Raw genomic sequence first — 21016 nt, 5'->3', positions numbered from 1 at the left:
CCCGGATATCGGGTGGCGGCCGCCCGTAGGGTGGATGGCATGACCGTAACGGGGGCAGACCAGGACGCCACGGGCATGACCGCCCGGCGCTACTGGTGGTGGGACAGGCGGCGCAGCGTCGTTCTGGACGTGGGGCTGGCGTTGGTTTCGGCGCTCGAGTGCGCTCTGGAAGGTGTGAGGTTCGCGGGGGACGCGGGGCTGCCGGTTCCGCTGGGGGTGGTGTTCGGGCTGGTCGCGGGGTCGGTCCTGGTGGTGCGGCGGCGGTGGCCGATCGCGGTGGTACTGGTGTCGATCGCCGTGACGCCGGCCGAGATGGCCTTCCTGATGGGCATCGTGTCGCTGTACACGCTGGCCGCGTCGGAGGTGCCGCGCCGGATCACCGTCGTTCTGGCGGGGATGTCGCTGACCGGCACGCTGATCGTGACGTACGTGCGGACGCAGCAGGACGTGGCGAGCGCGACGGACGGCGACTACCGGCCGGGCCCCTGGTACGTGCCGCTGGTCTCGCTCTTCATGTCGCTCGGCCTGACCGGGCCGCCGGTGCTGTACGGGCTCTATATAGGGGCCCGCCGCAGACTGATGGAGAGCTTGCGGGAGCGCGCGGATTCGCTGGAGCGGGAGTTGTCGCTGCTGGCGGACCGGGCGGAGGAGCGGGCCGAGTGGGCGCGTACCGAGGAGCGGACGCGGATCGCGCGCGAGATGCACGACGTGGTCGCGCACCGGGTGAGCCTGATGGTGGTGCACGCGGCGGCGCTCCAGGCGGTGGCGTTGAAGGATCCCGCCAAGGCGGTGAAGAACGCGGCGCTGGTCGGGGACATGGGGCGGCAGGCGCTGACGGAGCTGCGGCAGATGCTCGGCGTGCTGCGTTCGGGGGACGCGGGGGAGCGCGGGGGCGGGGTGGCCGGGGACGTGCCGCTGGCCGCGGTGGGCGCCGCCGCTGCCGCCGCCGCGGCGGCCGAGGCGGAGGACGGACCGTGCCTGGCGGATCTGGAGGCGCTGGTGGGGCAGTCGCGGCAGGCGGGGATGGTGGTGGAGTTCTCGGTGGAGGGCGATCCGGTCGACTGCGGGGCGCTGGTCGAGCAGACGGCGTACCGCGTGGTGCAGGAGGCCCTGACCAATGTGCACAAGCACGCGGCGGGCGCCAAGACGTGGGTGCGGTTGGCGCATCGCGGCTCGGAGGTGGCCATGCAGGTGGAGAACGGGCCGTCGGACGGCGGTACGGCGGACGCCGGGCTGCCGAGCGGGGGGAACGGGCTGGTGGGGATGCGCGAGCGGGTGACGGCGCTGGGGGGCGTCTTCGTGTCGGGCCCGACGGACGCGGGCGGCTTCCGCGTCTCGGCGGTCCTCCCGGCGAGCCCCAGGAAGGCCTGACAGGCTCCGGCCGCGGAGCCCGGGTGCAGCGGCGCTTGAGTTCTCCCCTCCCGGTGAACTGTGCCGGGCCAGCCCGGCCAAGCCGCCGCGCACCCTCCCGCGGTGCCGGGAGGGGACGTGCCGGGGCGCTCCCCGCAGGGCGTTGAACGCAACCACCCTGAAGCGACCGCAGCCACACCCGAACGTTCGACGCCCGAGGAGACGCCCCGGCGCGGCACCGACGCCAAGGCCCCCGGCCCCAGTCCCGATCGAGTAGCGCCGCCCGCCCCATCAGCCCCCCCGCGCGCCGCAGCCCCAGGGCCGTACCGCGCTGCCCGGGACGCCCTACGCCGGTGGCAGGCGGCTGGGCTGGGTGCCGGTCACGAGGGTGGCCAGGGCGTGGTCGACGTCCGGGCCCAGGTACCAGTCACCGGTGTGGTCCAGGCTGTAGACGCGGCCCTCCGTGTCGATCGCGAGCACCGCCTGCCCGTCGTCGCCGTCGCCGCCCAGTTCGGTGCCCAGGGGGCACACCTCGGTGCCGAGCGCCCGGCCGAGGTCGGCGAGGGTCCGCGCGTGGTGCAGTCCGCCGAGCGGGTCGAAACGTACCGGTGTCGGCGCGATCTGCCGGCCGGGCCCGGGTGGCGCGACGAGGAGGCCGCCGAACTCGGCCCACGCCTCGACCGCCGCGGGGAAGACGCTGTGCCGGTGGCCCGCGGGGGAGGTGTGGGCGCGCAGGGTGTCGGCCCAGTGCTCCGCCTGCCGTATGTCCCAGCGTCCCGGCTGCCAGCCGGCCGCGCGCAGGGCGGCGTCCACCGCCACCGGGAAGCGGGTGGTGTTGGTGTGGTGACTCGGGGTGGGACGGGGGCCCGGCATCGGTTGCGGGTCAGCCCTTCTCGGTAGGGGGCGCGGTCAGGTCCACGGCGCGTACGCCGAAGTGGGCGAGCATCGGCGTACAGGAGCGGCACGGCGGGGCGTAGCTGCCGTGCAGCGGGTCGCCGTCCTCGCGGATGCGGCGGGCCGTGAGTTTGGAGTGCTTGAGGGAACGGCGGGCCTCGCCGGTGGTCAGCGGCTTGCGGGAGGCGCGCCTGGAGCGTGCCCCCTCGGTGGCGGTGATGTGCCGGGAGAGGAGGATCGCCTCCGGGCAGCGGCCGGTGAAGCGTTCGCGCTGGCCGCTGGTGAGGGTGTCGAGGAAGTCCTGGACGAGGGGGTGGAGCGGGGGCGGCTGGTCGCCCCGGCCGGCGGTGCACGTCAGGGTGCCGGCGCCGCGCACGGACAGGGCGGCGGCGACGGTGGGCAGGATGCCGTCGCGACGGTGAGTGAGCGCGGGTACGCGGGCGGGTTCACTGCTGCTCCAGCTGAGGCGCGGGTCTCCGGCCGCCGCGGTGGCGGCGGCCGGAGCGCCGGGCGTCGCCGCCGTGGGTGTCGCTGTCGTGGTCGTGGCCGGGCCCGTCGGTGTCGTAGCGGCTGTCTGAGCAGTGTGCATGGTGGTGCTCCCCTCCCGTGCCCGCGGCGGGCAGCCGCTGACGTGCACGCCCCCGCGTTGCTGAGACAGCCTGCCAAATGTGTCCACTGGTACGGAAGCTGGGTCGGTGAATCGTGTACGTGTGTCGCACGGCGGTGACCCGGGTGTGACGGTTCGTTACGCAAGGCGAGGGGCGGGGCCGCCTGTTGCCCCACCGCATAGGCTGTGCGAACCAGCCAGACGCAGCAGGGGGCATCCGCCATGACGACAGGTCGGCTCGGGCAGCAAGCCGCGCCACCGAACGCGGCCTACGCCGGGCAGCTCGTGCATTTCCCGGACCCGGTCCGGGCCTCTCGCCACCCCCAGGGTGTGCGCGTGGACGAAGCCGGCTTCCCGGTCTTCACGCCGTACGCGCGGGCCGCCGCGGAGATCGCCGAGCCTCCGGAGGGCTTCGGCGTCGACGAACTGCGCCTCACGGACTACGTGTCGGCCAACGCGGCGCTGGCCGCCGCCGGGCACGAGCTGTGGGACACCATTCCGGCGGTCGCCACCCCGCACGGCTGGACCTGGCACCACGTGCCGAACACCCGGCGGATGGAGCTCGTACCCGTGGAGGTGAAGGCGCTGCTGCGCCACCACGGCGGGCTCACGACGGCCGCCGTCGACCAGGAGAAGCGCGGCACGCGCCCGCTGCAGGAGACGCGGCCGGCCCACTTCGGGCTGCCGAAGGGTTCCGTGTCGGTGACCGAGCAGCAGATCCTCGGCGTGGAGGAGGACCTCGGTTTCCGGCTTCCCGGGGCGTACCGGTCCTTCCTGAAGGCGGCGGGCGGCTGCGCGCCGGTGGGCACGGCGCTGGACGCGGAGCTGGGGCTGCTGGTCGACCAGCCGTTCTTCACGGTGCGGGACGAGGCCGCGGTGAACGACCTGGTGTACGTCAACAAGTGCCTGCGCGACCACATGACCAAGGACTACCTGGGTGTCGCTTTCGTGCAGGGCGGTCTGCTGGCCGTGAAGGTGCGGGGCGAGGCCGTGGGATCGGTGTGGTTCGTGGCGTACGACGACGCGCGGGACCGCGACGGCTGGACGGTGCACGAGCGGGTGGAGCGGCTGCTGCTGCCCTGCGGTGAGGACTTCGACGCCTTCCTCCAGCGGCTGGCGGGCAGTCCGCCGGAGCTGGAGACGGTGGCGAACCTGATGGTCGACGGCGGCTTCGCGCGCGCCGTCCCTGTTTCGGACGAGGGGTGACGGTCCGGTGGTGACCTTCGCGCAGGCGCAGGAGCGCGCGGAAGAGTGGGTCAACGGGGATGTGCCCGTGCCGTCGCACCGTGAGGTGCGGGTGCGCGAGTTCGAACTCGGATTCGTGGTGTGGGCGGAGGACCGCGCGGGCGGTCCGGTGTCGGACGGCGGCAGGCAGCGCCTGGTCATCGCCCGCGACAGTGGAGAGGCCACGCTGTGGCCGGGGCTGCCGGTGGGTGAGGTGATCCGCCGGTACGAGGAGGAGTACGGGACGCCGGAACCGTCGCCGGCGGCGGACGCCGGGCCGGCTTCGGCGCAGCGGGTGGACCTGGAGCAGACGTCGTTCCTGTTGACGCCGCCGGAGTGGCTCCAGGACGCGGCGGACCGGGCGGGCATTCCGGATGACCGGGGTGCGGACGCCGGCGCCGGTTCCGGTGCGCCGTCGGACGCGCCGCCCGCTCCGGCCTCCGGCGCCGGTTCGTCCGACGCGAGTGGGGACTGGCCTCTGGCGGGCGCCGCCGGTGCGCGCGACGAGGGGGCGCGCGGCGGGGCCGGTTCGCCGGCCGCGAGCGGCGACTGGGCCGCCGCCGTGAGCGCGGGCGCGGCTTCCGCCACGGCGGGCGGCGCGCACGGGGTGCGGGCGCCGCAGGACACGGCCGGATCCCCCGTGACGGGTGGCGACATGGCTGGTGGCAGTGGCAGTGGCAGTGGCAGTGGCGGTGGCGGCTGGAGCGGTGCTGGTGGCGGTCCGGCGTCCGGTGACGCCGGTCCGGCTGCCGGAGACGGGAGTCGGGGCGGTTCCGGTGCCCGCGGGGGGTCGGACGACGCCAGTTGGGGCGGTGCCCGGAGTGGGAACGCCTCGCAGGCTGAGCGCGGCTCGGGAAGCGCGTCCTGGCCCGATGCGGGCGGCGGAGACCGCCAGGCCACGCCGTCCGGCGGCGTGCCCGCGACGCCCGCCGGGGCGACGCCCTGGGCGGGGATCGACACCAGCTCGGCCACCGGCTCGGACGACGCCTCGGTCCCGCTGCCGGCGACGGTCTTCGCGCCGCCGCTGTCCGGATCCGACGACGACGACACCCCGCCGCCCGGCGTGCCGCCGGAGGCGAAGACGGCGCTGATGTCCGGTGGCAGCGGTCTGCCCCGGACGACGGTGGCCCCGCTGATCCCCGGTGAGGCCCCGCAGCCTCCGGTGGCGCCCGGGCGGCCCGCCGTCCCGCCGCCCGGCGCCGAGGAGTTCTCCGACGCCGCGACCGGCAGGGCCGGCGTGCCGGGCGGTGGGCCCGGGGGCGGTGCGACGCCTCCGCCGCCGGGCACGCCCGGCGCCGTTCCGCCGTCCGCGCCGGGCACCCCCGGTGCGCCGGCGGGCGGCTACGTGCCGACGCAGCTCGTTTCGGCGCTGGGACCCGACGGCCCCCAGCCGCCCGGTCCTCCCGCCCCGCCGACGCCTCCCGGTGCGCCCGGTGGGGGTGTTCATCATGCGGCGACGATGTTGGCCGACCCGAGTCAGGGTGGTGGGATGCCGGGGGTTCCGCAGCCTCCGGGGCCGCCGGGTGCTCCTGGTCAGCCGACGCCGCCCGGTCCTCCTGGTCCGCCTGGTGCGCCCGGTGGCGGTGTTCATCATGCGGCGACGATGTTCGCCGACCCGAGTCAGGGTGGTGGGATGCCGGGGGTTCCGCAGCCTCCGGGGCCGCCGGGTGCTCCTGGTCAGCCGACGCCGCCCGGTCCGCCCGGTCCTCCCGGTGCGCCCGGTGGCGGTGTTCACCATGCGGCGACGATGTTCGCCGACCCGAGTCAGGGCGGCGGCATGCCCGGCGCTCCCCAGCCGCCCGGTCCTCCCGGCCCGCCCGGGATGCCGCCCGGCGCGGCGCCGATGCCTCCGCCGATGCCGCAGGCTCCGCAGCACCAGGGCTACGGATACCCGCAGCCCCAGCCGACCGGGCTGCCGACGGTCGGCCCCGGCTACCAGGCCGTACTGCGCTACCGCGCGCAGGACGGCAGTGAGCAGCAGCTCATCCGCCGTTCCGCGCCCGGAACCCCGCACCCGGAGTGGCAGATCCTGCACGAGCTGCGCGCCATGAACGTGCCGCCGCAGCAGGTGCTGGAGCTGCACACCGAGCTGGAGTCGTGCGAGCTGCCGGGCGGTTACTGTGCCCGGATGATCCGCGAGACCTGGCCGCAGGTGCGGATCACGAGCGTGGCGCCGTATGGAAGGGACCACGCCAGCCGTCAGCAGGGCATGCGGCATCTCCTGACGCACCAGGGGGAGTTGCACCAGGTGGCGGACGGGCCGGCGCGTCCCGCGCCGGTGCGGGTGCCGCTGCCGCCGCCGGGTCAGCTGATGCAGGCGCCGCCCATCCCGCCGGAGGGGGTCGCGCACGAACTGCTGGGCGCCTTCGGGCCGCAGGGCGTGTTCCGCTTCGACCAGGCCGCGGTGTCGCGCCAGGGAGTGCCGGAGATCGTGGCGCGTACGCTCGTCTGGGCGGGACTGCCCGTCGATTTCGGGCCGTTCTTCTGGGCCCAGGCGGTGCCCGGCCAGCCGGTGCCGACGCTCGCGGAACTCGCGGCGCAGCGTGGGGTGCAGCCGGCGTCGGACGCGGGTTCGTACCTGGTCATGGGCAGTGACTTCGGCCGGGCGATCTGTGTGCAGTACGGCACGGCGAACATCGTGGCCGTGCCGGTGGAGGCGGGGCCGGGCGGCCGGCCCGTGCCGCCGCAGTTCGTGAACACCGGGCTGCCGGAGTTCACCCGTTCGCTGGCGCTGCTGGGCCACATGTGGCGGCTGCGTTTCGGCCTCACGCCCGAGCAGGCCGGCCGGTGGACGGTCGACTTCCAGGCGCAGCTGGCCGCGCTCGACCCGGCGGCGCTGGCGTCGCCGGAGAGCTGGTGGTCGGTGCTGCTGGAGCAGATGTGGGACGGCCTGCTCTGACGGTCAGAGGCGGTGGACGGTCCGGGACCTGACGGTTCACGGGCCCGGCGGTCCGACGGGGCACAGCGAGGGCGCCCGACCTGGGGACAGGTCGGGCGCCCTTTCCGTTGCCCGTACGACGCTCTCCGCCCCGGACGGGGATCGCGCCGGGCCAGTGGTGCCGGGGCGGCGGCTGAAAAGCTGTGCGACGCGCTGCGGGGCGACGCCTCGAATTCCGACTTTCGGCGGCAATTGGCGCATCCTTGACCGGACGGTCGGGCGGAGTGTCGGGTTTTGAGCGCTTGAACCGGATCCGCCAAGATTGCGACGGATTGTGTTGCGCGTCGGAGAGAGGCTTCAAGGATGAGTGCATCGGTTACACCGTCACCTCACGGCTTCGTCGCCGGACGGGGCCGCGGCTACCGTCCGGACCAGGTGGAGCGGTACGCCGCCGGCCTCTCGCAGGAGCGCGACGCCGCGTGGGAGCGCGCCGCACGTCTGACCGTCCTCAGCAAGGAGATGGAGGCCGAGGCGGCGCGGATGCGCGAACAGGCCGACGCGCTCGCCCCGCAGACGTACGAGAGTCTCGGCGAGCGCGCGCAGCACCTGCTGGCGGTGGTCGAGGAGGAGGCGGCGGAGCTGTCGGCCACCGCGCGCGACCGTGCCCAGGCGCTCCGCGAGGAGGCCGAGGCGGCGGCCACGGCCACCCGTGACGCGGCCCGCGCGCACGCGGAGACGGTGCTGGCGGACGCGGACGCCCGCGCCCGGCAGATCCTCCTCGGCGCCCAGCGCACCGCCGACGAGGTCAGGACCGGGGCCCGCGGGGACGTGAAGGCGTGGCGGGCGGAGGCTCTCGCGGCGCTCAAGGAGACGCGGCAGCGGGCGGCGGGCCTGCTCGCCGACCAGGAGCGGGAGCACGCGGAGCGCTGGGAGAGCGCCGAGCGTGAATACGCCGCGCGGGCCGCCGAGTTGGACGCCCGTCACGCCGAACTGGAGGCCCGGGCCGAGGGCGCTCTCGCGGACGCGCGGCGGATCCTGGCCGAGGCGGAGGAGGCGGCCCGGCACGGCCAGGAGAACGCGGAGGCGCGGGCGGCCGAGCTGCTCGCGGAGGCGCGGGTGCGCGAGGAGCGCGTCGTACGCGACATGGAGCGGGTCCTGCGGGAGCACGACGACGCGCGCGAGGAGATGCAGGCCCACATGAGTCACGTGCGCACCAGCCTGGCCACGCTGACGGGCCGCGCCCCGGCGGAGGGCTGAGCCTCGTCGACCGGTCGGGTCCCGGCAGGGGAGCCCGGCGTGCGCGGTGGCCGCTCGGCCGACGGCTCGGCGTCCGCCGGATTGGCTGGTCACGCCGGCGGGACGGGTTGACGGCGGAGGGCTCAGCCCCGTTGAGCGGCTGAGTCCCGGCCGGGCTGGTCGCGTTGGCCGGTCGAGTCCCGGCGGAGGTCTGAGTCGCGCCCTGACCCGGTCGCGCCCCGGCCGAGTGCCGCCCCCGGCCGACGGCCCCCGGCCTCCCGGTGAAGGCAGGGGTCGTGTCCCGTCCCGGGACGGTCAGGCGGGCGGGCGGTGGTCGGGCGGGAGGGCGCAGGCGGGGGTGCCGCCCGGGAGGCGGGCGCGGTTGTTCGCGATCAGCCGGTACGTTCCGTGGGCCGCCCAGCGCAGGGGCGGCAGCGTGAGCAGCGCGCCCAGGACGGCCCACCCCCGGCCCGCGCTCAGCAGCAGCCTGGCGACGGCCTGCGCGCCGCCGTGCACCGCGCCGGTGGGCGTCACCCACAGCGCCTCGTGCTCGGCCCGCCGCCGTGTGACGCCGAGGGCGCCCAGATCCGCGAACTGCCACGGCGTGACCGTGCACCGGGGCCGCACCCACCGCTGGGCGCGGTGCACCGAGGTGGTGCAGAAGGCGCAGTCGCCGTCGTACACGAGCACGGGCTGGGTCCGCATGCCTCCATGGTGCCTGCCCCGGTGGGCGTACGGGCTACTTCGCGGGCGGCTCGGCCGGCGTGCCGCCTCCCGCGCCCGCCAGGATGTACGCCTCCACCGCCTCGTACTGGCGGCGCTGCCGCTCGCCCTCGCCCCGGCGCCCGGCCACCGTGCCCAGCCAGCCCATGAGGAAGCCGAAGGGGATCGACACCAGGCCGGTGGTGGTGAAGGGGTACCAGTTGAAGTCCTGGGCCGGGAACACCGCGTGCGGGGAGCCCGAGACCAGATTGGTGCCCGTCATCAGCACGGCGACGCACAGCGTTCCGCCGATGAGGGTGCTCAGCAGGCCCGTGCGGGTGAAGCGGCGCCAGAACAGGCTGTAGACCAGGGCGGGGGCCAGTGCGGAGGCGCCGATGCAGAAGGACAGGGTGACCAACGGCTGTACGTTCCCGTGGCGGGCCAGGACCGCGAGGACGATGGCGGGGACGCCGACGCCGACCGCCGCCCCGCGCGCCAGTGCCATCTCCGTCGCGTCGCGCGGCCGGGAGGAGGCGCGGACGCCGTGGGCGAAGAGGTCGTGGGCGAGGGAGTTCGCACAGGCCAGGATCATCCCGGCGACGGACGCGAGCAGCGTCAGGAAGATCGCCGTCGTGACGCAGGTGAAGACCAGCGTTTCGAGTGTGGAGCCTCCGCCGCCCACGAGCGCCCGGCCGACCAGGAGGATCGACGTATTGCCCTGCGGGTCGGACGCGGTGATCGCCCCCCGGCCGACGAGGGCCGCCGCGCCGAACCCGATCACGGCGATGAGCAGGCAGAAGAAGACCACGGCCGAGACCGCCCAGGACATCGAGCGGCGTACGGCCAGGGCGTCGCGGGAGCTGTACATGCGCATCGTGATGTGCGGCAGGCAGGCGGCGCCGAGCACGACCGTCAGTTCGGAGCTGACCATGTCGAGCCCGCTGCCGCCGAACTGGAGCCCGGGGCGCAGGAAGGCGTCGCCGGCCCCGCTGCCGGTTTTCGCCGCGCCGAGGAGCTGCGCGGTGCTCCAGTCGAAGCGGTGCAGGACCAGGACGGCGAGGACCACGCCGGTGCCGAGGAGGAAGACCGTCTTGATGATCTGGATGAGGGCGGTGCCCTTCATGCCGCCGATCGCGGCGTAACTGATCATCAGTACGCCGAGGACGACGATGCAGCCCGTCCGGAAGCCGGAGCCGTCGAAGCCGAGGATGAAGGAGAGGAGGTCGCCCGCGCCGGCGAGCTGGACGACCATCATCGGGAGCAGCGCGGCGAGGGTGACGGCGCCGGCGGTGACGCGCACGGCGCGGCTCGGCGCGCGGCGGGCGAAGGCGTCGCCCAGGGTGAACCGGCCCGCGTTGCGCAGGGGTTCGGCCAGCAGGAACATCAGGAGGACGAGGGACAGTGCCGTGCTGAGGGCCAGTACGAGGCCGTCGTAGCCGGTGAGGGAGATGACGCCGACGGTGCCGAGGACGGTGGCCGCCGAGATGTAGTCGCCGGCGATGGCGAGGCCGTTGCGCCCGGGGGACAGGGAGCGGTAGCCGGTGTAGAACTCGGCGAGGTCGTCGCGGTCGGGGCCGGTCATGACGCACAGCAGGAGCGTCACCGTGGCCACGGCGATGAAGGCGACCAGGGACATCTCCTGGGCGGACTCGCTGAACCCGGTCACGGCGTCCGCCTCGCGCGGCTCTGCCCGCGCAGCTGCGCGGCGAGCGGGTCGACCCGGGTGCGGGCGGAGCGCTCGTACACGGCGATGGCCACGAGGGTGACGGGGAGCTGGCACAGGCCGAGCAGGAGGCCGGTGGTGAGGCCGCCGGGGAGTTCGCGGCCCATCAGGCCGGGCGCGAAGCCGGAGAGGACGAGGAAGAGCGTGAAGTAGCCGAGTGCGGTGAGCGTGGCCACGCGGCGCAGGCGGCGGTACGCCGAACGGAGCCTGCGCAGGTCGCCGTGGTGGCCGGGGACGAACGGGTGCGCGGGAGCGGGCAGAGGGGGGACGGGAGGGGCGGGCCGGGAGCTCTGCCAGGGGTACAGGTATTCCGGGTAATGCGACATGTGCGGCTTGCTCCTTGCGCGGCGGGGTCCGGGCGGACTGCAGGGAGACGCGCGTCCGGGCCGGGGAGCGGCGGCGGGGCGCTGGTGGGGTCGCGTACGTTACCCAGGGGTATTCGCGGCGGCGAGGCTTTCGTACGAACTGGCGTGGCGGATCGGTGGTTACCGCAGGTAAGGAGAACGTTGTTCATTCTTACTGCGGGTAACCGGCCGCCGAGGGGCGTTCACTGGCCGGCCGGTGTCTCCTCCGTGATCACCGGGAAACGGCGCGGGGCCACGAAGATCAGCGCGAGCAGCGCCAGGCCGCCCGCCACGGCGGCCCCGACGTAGACGTGGTCGACGGCCGTGTCCACCGCCCGGCGCAGGTAGTCGGCCGCCTCGGCGCTGAGCGAGCCGGGGTCGGCGAGCGCGTGCGAGACGGAGTCGAGGTCGCCGGGGAGGCCGTCGCGGATGCCGTCGGGCGCGGCGGCGAGCCGGGACGCGAGCGTGGCGTTGGCGACGGCGCCGAAGAGGGCCGCGCCGACGGACTGGCCGACCTGGCGGCAGAAGAGCACGGAGGCGGTCGTCGTGCCGCGCTCCGCGTAGCCGACCGTCGACTGCACGCCGACGATCAGGGGGAGCTGGAAGAGGCCGAGCGCCGCGCCGAGCAGCAGCATGATCAGCGCGGGCTGCCAGGCCGCACCCGGGTAGGGCAGGAGCGGGAAGGCGAGCAGGATCAGCGTCGAGCAGGAGATGCCGATGATCGCGGTCAGACGGAAGCCGATCCGGGTGTACGCGTGCTGGCTGAGTGCCGCCGACAGCGGCCAGCTGAGCGTCATGACCGACATGACGAAACCGGCGGCGATCGGGCCGAGGCCGAGGACGGCCTGGGCGTAGGTCGGCAGGAAGACGGTCGGCGCGACCATCAGGAGGCCCAGCGCGCCCAGCGCGAGGTTGACGGCGGCGATGGTGCGCCTGCGCCACACCCAGCCGGGGATGACCGGCTCGGCGGCGCGGCGTTCGACGACGACGGTGACGGCGGCGAGCAGCGCGCTCGCGCCGAAGAGGGCGAGGGAGGGCGCGGAGAGCCAGGGCCAGGCGACCCCGCCCTGCACGAGGGCGAAGAGCAGCAGGCCGCCGCAGGCGAAGACCGCCAGCGCGCCGGCCCAGTCGATGCGGGGGGCCGGCCTCTTCCCGGCGTCCGGGCGGGACGGTTCGTGCAGGTGGCGGGCGATGAGCCACAGCGCGATCACGCCGACCGGCAGGTTGATGAGGAAGATCCAGCGCCAGTCGGCGTACGCGGCGAGCAGCCCGCCGACCGCCGGGCCCGCGACGGCCGACACGGCCCACACGGTCGACAGCCTCGCCTGGATCTTCGGGCGTTCCTTCAGGGGGTACAGGTCGGCGGCGATCGTCTGGACCGTGCCCTGGATGGCGCCGCCGCCCAGGCCCTGGACGACGCGGAAGGCGATGAGGCTGCCCATGTTCCAGGCGCACGCGCACAGCAGTGAGCCGAGGAGGAAGAGGGCTATGCCGGCGATCAGGACCGGCTTGCGGCCGAAGGTGTCGGAGAGCTTCCCGTACACCGGCAGGGTGACCGTGACGGCGAGGAGGTAGCCGGAGAAGAGCCAGGAGAAGACGGCGAACCCGCCGAGGTCGCCGACGATCTGGGGGACGGCGGTGGACACGATCGTGCCGTCGAGCGCGGCGAGCGCCATGCCGAGCATGAGCGCGGCGACGACGGGACCGCGCCGGGCGGCTCCGGGGGCGGCGAGGGGACCGGGCGGCCGGGCGCCGGCGCTGCTGCCCGCGTCACCCGTGCTGCCCGTGCTCCCCGCACCGCCCGTACTTCCCGCACTGCTTCCGGCGCCGCTCACCAAGATCCCTTCACCGTGCACGTATCTGGCCCACGCCACCTTCTCACTTGCAGGTCACGCAGGGGGAGGGTGCAGGCTGCCCGGAGTCGGGGTCCACCTGAGGGTGGACGGCCCCTAGGGGCTTCTCCTTACTTCTGCCCAGGGGGCGTTCGTCCCGGTGGAGGACGAGGACGACCCGGCCGTTCTTTAGCTTGGTCTTACGGCCCGCCGCACCACCGGGGGTGGGGCTGGCACCAGGGCGGATACGGAGATGCGCACCAGTGTGCGGGGGGTCTCCGGCCGCCAGACTCGACGTACTCGATCGCCGCCGAACGGCGCGCGGCTCACCACTGAGGAGATTCACCGTGACAACGGCTATGACCATTCCCAGGCACGGGGGCACTGGAGGGCGTACGGCCGTTGCCGCGAGGGCGCGGCAGCTCGTCAAGGCGTACGGGTCGGGGGAGACCCGCGTCGTCGCGCTCGACCACGTCGACGTGGATATCAACCGGGGGCAGTTCACCGCCATCATGGGCCCGTCGGGCTCCGGCAAGTCCACCCTCATGCACTGCCTCGCGGGCCTGGACACCGTGACCTCGGGCGAGATCCACCTCGACGAGACCGAGATCACCGGGCTCAAGGACAAGAAGCTCACGCAGCTGCGCAGGGACCGGATCGGTTTCATATTCCAGGCGTTCAACCTGCTGCCCACTCTGAACGCCCTGGAGAACATCACGCTGCCGATGGACATCGCGGGCCGCAAGCCGGACGCCGCGTGGCTCAACCGCGTGGTGGAGACGGTCGGCCTGTCGGACCGCCTCAAGCACCGGCCCACGCAGCTGTCCGGCGGCCAGCAGCAGCGCGTCGCCGTGGCGCGGGCGCTGGCCGCGCGCCCCGAGATCATCTTCGGTGACGAGCCGACCGGAAACCTCGACTCCCGTGCCGGGGCGGAGGTGCTGGACTTCCTGCGCAAGTCCGTCGACGAACTGGGCCAGACCATCGTGATGGTCACGCACGACCCGGTCGCCGCCTCCTACGCGGACCGCGTGCTGTACCTCGCGGACGGCAGGATCGTGGACGAGATGTTCTCGCCGACCGCCGACCAGGTCCTCGACCGCATGAAGGACTTCGACGCGCGCGGGCGGACGTCATGACCGTCGTCAGGACCTCGCTGCGCAACTTCCTCGCGCACAAGGGGCGGATGGCGCTCTCCGCCGTCGCCGTCCTGCTCTCGGTGGCGTTCGTGTGCGGCACGCTCGTCTTCACCGACACCATGAACACGACGTTCGACAAGCTCTTCGCCGCCACCTCCGCCGACGTCACCGTCAGCCCGAAGGCCGCCGAGGACGACGACCAGGGTCCGCGCACCGGCCGGCCCGAGGCGCTTCCCGCCTCGCTCGTCCAGCGGGTGACCGAGGCCGACGGCGTGAAGTCCGCCGAGGGCGCGGTCGTCAGCATGTCCGTCACCGTCGTCGACGGCGACAACAAGAAGATGGGCTCCGACAACGGGGCGCCGACCATCGCCGGCAACTGGACGCGCAACGAGCTGAAGTCGATGGACATCACCTCCGGGCGCGCCCCGCGCGGCCCCACCGAGGTGATGGTCGACGCCGACACCGCCGACAAGCACGGTCTCGAACTGGGCGACGAGCTGCGCACCATCGCCGTCACCGGCGACATCGAGGCCCGGATCTCCGGCATCGCCTCCTTCAAGATGACCAACCCGGGCGCGACTGTCGTCTACTTCGACACCGCGACCGCCCAGCGCAAGCTGCTGGGCCGGGCGGACGCCTTCACACACGTCTCGCTGACCGCCGAAGAGGGCGTCAGCGACACGCAGTTGAAGCAGCGCGTCGCGACCGCGCTCGACGGGGCGGCCGGCGGCCCGTACAAGCTCCAGACCGCGAAGGAGGCCGCGGACTCGGGCCGCGAGGAAGTCGGCTCGTTCCTCGGCGTGATGAAGTACGCGATGCTCGGCTTCGCCGGGATCGCCTTCCTCGTCGGCATCTTCCTCATCGTCAACACCTTCTCGATGCTGGTCACCCAGCGCACCCGTGAGATCGGCCTGATGCGGGCCATCGGCTCCAGCCGCAGCCAGGTCAACCGGGGCGTGCTGACGGAGGCGCTGCTGCTCGGCGTCGTCGGCTCGATCCTCGGCGTGGGCGCCGGCGTCGGCCTCGCGGTCGGCCTGATGAAGCTCATGGGATCCATGGGCATGGAGCTGTCCACCAAGGACCTGACGGTGGCCTGGACCACTCCGGTCGTCGGGCTCGCGCTCGGCATCGTCGTCACCGTCGTCGCCGCCTACATCCCCGCACGACGCGCCGGAAAGATCTCCCCGATGGCCGCCCTGCGCGACGCCGGGACCCCGGCGGACGGCCGGGCCGGCTGGACGCGGGCCACCATCGGCCTGGTCCTGACCGCCGCGGGCGGCGCGCTGCTCTACCTGACGACGCAGGCCGACGAGGCCGCGGAGGGCTCGCTGTTCCTCGGCGGTGGCGTCGTGCTCACCCTGCTCGGCTTCATCGTCGTCGGCCCGCTCCTCGCGGGCGGCGTGGTCCGGGTGCTCAGCGCCGTGCTGCTGCGGGTGTTCGGCCCCGTGGGCCGGATGGCAGAGCGCAACGCGCTGCGCAATCCGCGGCGTACGGGAGCGACCGGCGCGGCGCTGATGATCGGCCTCGCGCTGGTCGCCTGCCTCTCCGTCGTCGGGTCCTCCATGGTCGCCTCGGCCACCGAGGAGCTCGACAAGTCGGTCGGCGCGGACTTCATCATCGAGAGCGGTCCCAGCGGCCCGATCGTGCCGGCCGCCGAGAAGGCGCTGCGCGCGGCGCCCGACATCGAGCACGTCACCGGCTACAAAATGATCAAGGCGGAGCTCACCTCTCCCGACGGGAAGACGGAGACCGAGGAACTGGTGGCGGCCGACCCGACGTACGCGCAGGACCTGCGGCGCGAGACCGTCGCCGGTGAGCTGGCCGCGGCGTACGGCAAGAACGCCATGTCGGTCGGCAGCGACTACGCCGAGCGGCACGGCATCAAGGCGGGCGACACGATGACCGTCGCGTTCGAGGGCGGCGAGACCGCGAAGCTGAAGATCGCGGCGATCACCTCGGACGAGTCGAACGTCGACAAGGGGGCGATGTACACCAACATCACGACCGCCGAGCGGTACCTGCCGGCCGACCGCGTCCCGCCGAACCTGATCATGTTCGCGAAGGCGGTGGACGGCAAGGAGGATGCCGCGTACGCCGGGCTCAAGAAGTCGCTGGCGGACTACCCGCAGTTCACCGTGCAGGACCAGACCGACTTCAAGCAGGGACTGAAGGACGAGATCGGGCAGCTGCTCAACATCGTCTACGGCCTGCTGGCCCTCGCGATCATCGTCGCCGTGCTCGGCGTGGTGAACACCCTCGCCCTGTCGGTCGTCGAGCGGACCAGGGAGATCGGCCTCATGCGGGCCATCGGCCTCTCACGCCGCCAGCTGCGCCGCATGATCCGCCTGGAGTCCGTGGTCATCGCCCTCTTCGGCGCCCTGCTCGGCCTCGGCCTGGGCATGGGCTGGGGCACGACGGCCCAGAAGCTGCTGGCCCTGGAGGGCCTCGGGGTCCTGGAGATCCCGTGGCCCACGATCCTCACGGTCTTCGTGGGATCGGCCTTCGTCGGCCTGTTCGCGGCCCTGGTCCCGGCCTTCCGGGCGGGCCGGATGAACGTACTGAACGCGATCGCCACGGAGTAGCGGTGGTGCGGGCGGTGCGGTGACGGGCCCGGCCTCGGGTGTTCCTTGCGGACATCCCGAGGCCGGGCCGCGTCGTGGTCAGGCTGTCATGACCTGTACGTCGTACTGAGGGATCCACTTGTCGCGGGTCACGACGGTCAGACCCTCCGTCTGAGCCTGCGCGATGATCACCCGGTCGAAGGGATCCCGGTGATGAGGGGGCAACCTGCCTGCCCTCACGCCGTGCCCGGCGGTGACAGGGAGGCTCGTCAGCTGACAGTCCCGGACACGTTCCGCCAGATCATCTGGGCCTGGAAGCTTCCCGATCGACTGTTTGACGGCGATCTCCCAGGGTGTCGCGGCACTGATGAACACAGCCGGCTCGGTGTCGATGAGGTCTTTGACCTCGTCGGAGAGCTCGGGAGAGTCCGCCAGCCACCACAGTGCGACGTGGGTATCGAGCAAGAGACGCATCAGCGCATCCCGAAGGCTTCCGCGATGTCATCCGGCAGCTCGTCGAAGTCGTCCGGGATGTGGATCAGACCCCGGAGCGCCCCCCGCCCGGTGCGCCGGACCTTGGGGCGTAGCGGTACGACCTTGGCAATGGGCTCGCCTGCCCGGCTGATCACGACTTCCTCGCCGGTCTCGACCTGCTGCAGTATCCGCGAGAAATGTGTCTTCGCCTCGTGGATGTTGTACTGCCGGGCTGGTTCCATAGCTGCCTCGCCTGGGCCATACCGGACTAGGTTCCTAGTCCGCACCCAGCCTAGCCTGCGTACCGCCGTCCGAGCCACAGCGCTCCCTCGCGCGGGTGTCACACCGGCGTCGTACGCTGGAGCCCCCGGCCCGTGAGACGTGTCGGGCCCTTCGCGTTGTCCACCTCGTCACCTCGTTACCCGGACGGAAGCCCTTCATGAGCCTGCACGGTCTGCTGGATGCCGTAGTACGAGACCCGGCGCTCGCCGAAGCGGTGAGGGCCGCCACCGACGGCAACCGCATGCACATCGACCTGGTCGGCCCGCCCGCCGCGCGCCCGTTCGCGGTGGCCGCGCTGGCCCGCGAGACCGGACGTACCGTGCTCGCCGTCACCGCGACCGGACGCGAGGCCGAGGACCTGGCCGCGGCGCTGCGCACGCTGCTGCCGGAGGAGGGGATCGTCGACTACCCGTCGTGGGAGACGCTGCCGCACGAGCGCCTGTCGCCGCGCAGCGACACGATGGGCCGGCGCCTCGCCGTCCTGCGCCGCCTCGCGCACCCGCACGCCGACGACCCGTCCGCGGGGCCCGTGAGCGTGATCGTGGCCCCCGTGCGGTCCGTGCTCCAGCCGCAGGTCAAGGGCCTGGGCGACCTGGAGCCGGTGGCGCTGCGGACGGGGCAGAGCGCGGACCTGGGCGAGGTCACGGCGGCGCTGGCGGCAGCGGCGTACTCGCGGGTCGAACTGGTCGAGAAGCGCGGCGAGTTCGCGGTGCGCGGCGGCATCCTCGACGTCTTCCCGCCGACCGAGGAGCACCCGCTTCGCGTGGAGTTCTGGGGCGACGACGTCGAGGAGATCCGGTACTTCAAGGTGGCCGACCAGCGGTCCCTGGAGGTCGCCGAACACGGCCTGTGGGCGCCGCCCTGCCGCGAGCTGCTGCTCACCGACAGCGTGCGCGAGCGGGCCGCCGCCCTCGCCGAGGCCCACCCGGAGCTGGGCGAACTGCTCGGCAAGATCGCCGAGGGCATCGCCGTGGAGGGCATGGAGTCCCTCGCCCCGGTGCTCGTGGACGACATGGAGCTGCTGCTCGACGTACTGCCCAAGGGCTCCATGGCGCTGGTCTGCGACCCGGAGCGGGTGCGGACCAGGGCGGCGGACCTGGTGGCGACCTCCCAGGAGTTCCTCCAGGCGTCCTGGGCGGCCACCGCCGGCGGCGGCGACGCCCCGATCGACGTGGGCGCGGCCTCGCTGCGCGGCATCGCGGACGTCCGGGAACGGGCCCGCGAGCTGGACATGCTGTGGTGGTCCGTGGCCCCGTTCGCCGCCGACGAGGAGCTCTCCGACGACACGCTCAAGCTGGGCATGCACGCACCCGAGGCGTACCGGGGCGACACGGCGAGGGCGCTCGCCGACACCAAGGGCTGGCTGGCCGACGGCTGGCGCACCGTCTACATCACCGAGGGCCACGGCCCGGCGGCCCGCACCGCGGAGGTCCTCGGCGGCGAGGGCATCCCGGCCCGCCTGGCGGCGGACCTCGCCGAGATCACCCCGTCGGTCGTCCACGTCGCCTGCGGCTCGATCGACAACGGCTTCGTCGACCCCGGGCTGCGGCTGGCCGTACTGACCGAGACCGACCTGACCGGCCAGCGCACCGCCAGCAAGGAACTGGGCCGCATGCCGGCCCGCCGCCGCAAGACCATCGACCCGCTGACGCTCCAGGCGGGCGACTTCATCGTCCACGAGCAGCACGGCGTCGGCCGCTACATCGAGATGGTCCAGCGCACCGTCCAGGGCGCGACCCGCGAGTACCTGCTCGTCGAGTACGCCCCCGCCAAGCGCGGCCAGCCCGGCGACCGCCTCTACATCCCCACCGACCAGCTGGAGCAGGTCACCAAGTACGTCGGCGGGGAGGCCCCCACCCTCCACCGGCTCGGCGGCGCGGACTGGACGAAGACGAAGGCGCGCGCGAAGAAGGCGGTCAAGGAGATCGCCGCCGACCTGATCAAGCTGTACTCGGCGCGCATGGCGGCCCCCGGCCACACCTTCGGCCCGGACACCCCGTGGCAGCGCGAGCTGGAGGACGCCTTCCCGTACGTCGAGACGCCCGACCAGCTGTCCACCATCGCCGAGGTCAAGGAGGACATGGAGAAGTCCGTCCCCATGGACCGTCTGATCTGCGGCGACGTCGGCTACGGCAAGACGGAGATCGCGGTACGGGCCGCCTTCAAGGCGGTGCAGGACGGCAAGCAGGTCGCCGTCCTCGTGCCCACGACGCTGCTGGTGCAGCAGCACTTCGGGACGTTCTCCGAGCGGTACGCGCAGTTCCCGGTCGTCGTGAAGGCGCTCAGCCGCTTCCAGTCCGACACCGAGGCGAAGGCGACGCTGGAGGGCCTGAAGGAGGGCGCCGTCGACGTCGTCATCGGCACCCACCGGCTGTTCTCCTCCGAGACGAAGTTCAAGGACCTGGGCCTGGTCATCGTCGACGAGGAGCAGCGCTTCGGCGTCGAGCACAAGGAGCAGCTGAAGAAGCTCCGCGCCAACGTCGACGTCCTGACGATGTCCGCCACCCCCATCCCCCGTACGCTCGAAATGGCCGTCACCGGCATCCGCGAGATGTCGACGATCACCACGCCGCCGGAGGAGCGCCATCCGGTGCTGACCTTCGTCGGTCCGTACGAGCAGAAGCAGATCGGCGCCGCGATCCGCCGCGAACTGCTGCGCGAGGGCCAGGTCTTCTACATCCACAACCGGGTCGAGTCGATCGACCGGGCGGCGGCGAAGCTCCGCGAGATCGTGCCCGAGGCGCGGATCGCGACGGCGCACGGCCAGATGGGCGAGAGCCAGCTGGAGCAGGTCGTCGTCGACTTCTGGGAGAAGAAGTTCGACGTACTGGTCTCGACGACGATCGTCGAGTCGGGCATCGACATCTCCAACGCCAACACGCTGATCGTCGAGCGCGGCGACAACTTCGGCCTCTCCCAGCTCCACCAGCTGCGCGGCCGGGTGGGCCGTGGCCGCGACCGCGGCTACGCGTACTTCCTCTACCCGCCGGAGAAGCCGCTGACGGAGACCGCGCACGAGCGTCTGGCGACGATCGCCCAGCACACCGAGATGGGCGCGGGCATGTACGTGGCCATGAAGGACCTGGAGATCCGCGGCGCGGGCAACCTGCTGGGCGGCGAGCAGTCCGGTCACATCGCGGGCGTCGGCTTCGACCTCTACATCCGCATGGTCGGCGAGGCCGTCGCGGACTACCGGGCTGCGGTGGACGGCCAGGCCGAGGAGGAGCCCGCCCTTGAGGTCAAGATCGAGCTCCCGGTGGACGCGCATGTTCCGCACGACTACGCGCCGGGCGAGCGGCTGCGCCTCCAGGCGTACCGGGCGATCGCCTCGGCGAACTCCGAGGACGACATCAGGGCCGTACGGGAGGAACTCACCGACCGCTACGGCAAGCTTCCCGAGCCGGTGGAGAACCTGCTGCTGGTCGCCGGGCTGCGGATGCTGGCGCGGGCCTGCGGCGTCGCGGACATCACCCTGGCCGGACCCAACATCCGCTTCGGCCCGGTGGAGCTGCGCGAGTCGCAGGAGCTGCGCCTCAAGCGCCTCTACCCGCGCACGGTGATGAAGCCGGCCACCCAGCAGATCCTGGTGCCGCGTCCCACGACGGGGCAGATCGGCGGCAAGCCGGTGGTGGGCCGCGAACTGCTGGCGTGGACCGGCGAGTTCCTCACGACCATCCTGGGCTCGTAGTCCTGCGGCGGGGGGGGGGGGGGGGGGGGGGGGGGGGGGGGGGGGGAGGGGGGGGAAGGGGGGGGGGGGGGGGGAGGAGAGAGGA

15 protein-coding genes are annotated in these 21016 nt (G+C 73.2%); 7 read left to right on the top strand and 8 right to left on the bottom strand.

Annotation, left to right across the window (positions count from 1 at the left end):
* The first annotated feature begins 39 nt into the window (after nt 1-39).
* Nucleotides 40-1371: a sensor histidine kinase gene (locus tag AC07FK_RS15965; RefSeq protein WP_479105488.1), complete on the top strand. Its 1332-nt coding sequence runs from the start codon at nt 40-42 to the stop codon at nt 1369-1371.
* 324 nt (nt 1372-1695) lie between these two features.
* Here the strand turns inward: AC07FK_RS15965 and AC07FK_RS15960 are convergent, their stop codons facing one another.
* Both AC07FK_RS15960 and AC07FK_RS15955 read right to left on the bottom strand, forming a co-directional pair.
* The gene (locus AC07FK_RS15960) at nt 1696-2223 is read right to left on the bottom strand and encodes an SUKH-3 domain-containing protein (RefSeq protein WP_479105487.1); all 528 of its coding nucleotides are present in this window, start codon (nt 2221-2223) and stop codon (nt 1696-1698) included.
* Nucleotides 2224-2233: 10 nt separating this feature from the next.
* Nucleotides 2234-2833, bottom strand: coding sequence for a YwqJ-related putative deaminase (locus AC07FK_RS15955; protein ID WP_479105486.1), 600 nt, complete (start codon nt 2831-2833; stop codon nt 2234-2236).
* Between the two features lie 240 nt (nt 2834-3073).
* Here AC07FK_RS15955 and AC07FK_RS15950 point away from each other — a divergent pair, with 240 nt between their 5' ends.
* From AC07FK_RS15950 to AC07FK_RS15940, 3 genes are all read left to right on the top strand, one after another.
* Entirely contained in the window at nt 3074-4057 is a 984-nt protein-coding gene (locus AC07FK_RS15950; protein WP_479105485.1) for an HNH endonuclease, read from the top strand.
* Nucleotides 4058-4064: 7 nt separating this feature from the next.
* The gene (locus AC07FK_RS15945) at nt 4065-6974 is read left to right on the top strand and encodes an SUKH-4 family immunity protein (RefSeq protein WP_479105484.1); all 2910 of its coding nucleotides are present in this window, start codon (nt 4065-4067) and stop codon (nt 6972-6974) included.
* Between the two features lie 342 nt (nt 6975-7316).
* Nucleotides 7317-8210: a cellulose-binding protein gene (locus AC07FK_RS15940; protein WP_479105483.1), complete on the top strand. Its 894-nt coding sequence runs from the start codon at nt 7317-7319 to the stop codon at nt 8208-8210.
* 294 nt (nt 8211-8504) lie between these two features.
* On the opposite strand, the gene AC07FK_RS15935 is transcribed toward AC07FK_RS15940, so the two are convergent.
* The 4 genes from AC07FK_RS15935 to AC07FK_RS15920 all read right to left on the bottom strand — a co-directional run bounded on the left by AC07FK_RS15935 (nt 8505) and on the right by AC07FK_RS15920 (nt 12793).
* Entirely contained in the window at nt 8505-8894 is a 390-nt protein-coding gene (locus AC07FK_RS15935) for a thiol-disulfide oxidoreductase DCC family protein (protein WP_479105482.1), read from the bottom strand.
* A gap of 34 nt (nt 8895-8928) precedes the next feature.
* Nucleotides 8929-10557, bottom strand: coding sequence for a sodium/solute symporter (locus AC07FK_RS15930; RefSeq protein ID WP_479105481.1), 1629 nt, complete (start codon nt 10555-10557; stop codon nt 8929-8931).
* Nucleotides 10554-10940 (bottom strand): DUF485 domain-containing protein, encoded by a 387-nt coding sequence (locus AC07FK_RS15925; protein ID WP_479105480.1) that lies wholly within the window; start codon nt 10938-10940, stop codon nt 10554-10556. Before AC07FK_RS15925 ends, AC07FK_RS15930 begins: the two co-directional genes overlap by 4 nt.
* A gap of 221 nt (nt 10941-11161) precedes the next feature.
* A complete protein-coding gene (locus tag AC07FK_RS15920) occupies nt 11162-12793 on the bottom strand; it encodes an MFS transporter (protein ID WP_479105479.1) in 1632 nt (543 codons plus the stop codon).
* A gap of 344 nt (nt 12794-13137) precedes the next feature.
* On the opposite strand from AC07FK_RS15920, the gene AC07FK_RS15915 reads away from it, so the two are divergent.
* Nucleotides 13138-13926 (top strand): ABC transporter ATP-binding protein, encoded by a 789-nt coding sequence (locus AC07FK_RS15915; protein WP_453402955.1) that lies wholly within the window; start codon nt 13138-13140, stop codon nt 13924-13926.
* Nucleotides 13923-16508: an ABC transporter permease gene (locus AC07FK_RS15910; RefSeq protein WP_479105478.1), complete on the top strand. Its 2586-nt coding sequence runs from the start codon at nt 13923-13925 to the stop codon at nt 16506-16508. The genes AC07FK_RS15915 and AC07FK_RS15910 overlap by 4 nt, the downstream gene beginning before the upstream one ends.
* Nucleotides 16509-16586: 78 nt before the next feature.
* Here the strand turns inward: AC07FK_RS15910 and AC07FK_RS15905 are convergent, their stop codons facing one another.
* Together AC07FK_RS15905 and AC07FK_RS15900 are read right to left on the bottom strand one after the other, a co-directional pair.
* Entirely contained in the window at nt 16587-16961 is a 375-nt protein-coding gene (locus tag AC07FK_RS15905; RefSeq protein WP_479105477.1) for a type II toxin-antitoxin system VapC family toxin, read from the bottom strand.
* Nucleotides 16961-17203 (bottom strand): type II toxin-antitoxin system Phd/YefM family antitoxin, encoded by a 243-nt coding sequence (locus AC07FK_RS15900; protein WP_479105476.1) that lies wholly within the window; start codon nt 17201-17203, stop codon nt 16961-16963. Before AC07FK_RS15900 ends, AC07FK_RS15905 begins: the two co-directional genes overlap by 1 nt.
* Before the next feature lie 197 nt (nt 17204-17400).
* On the opposite strand from AC07FK_RS15900, the gene mfd reads away from it, so the two are divergent.
* Nucleotides 17401-20931 carry a transcription-repair coupling factor gene (gene mfd, locus AC07FK_RS15895; RefSeq protein WP_479105475.1) on the top strand — a complete coding sequence of 1177 codons (3531 nt, stop codon included), beginning with the start codon at nt 17401-17403 and terminating at the stop codon, nt 20929-20931.
* The last annotated feature ends 85 nt before the right edge of the window (nt 20932-21016 follow it).

This window comes from Streptomyces sp. NPDC046122 (genome assembly GCF_056429965.1).
The sequence above is the reverse complement of the archived record's forward strand: the minus strand, read 5'-3'. Positions and strand labels throughout refer to the sequence as shown.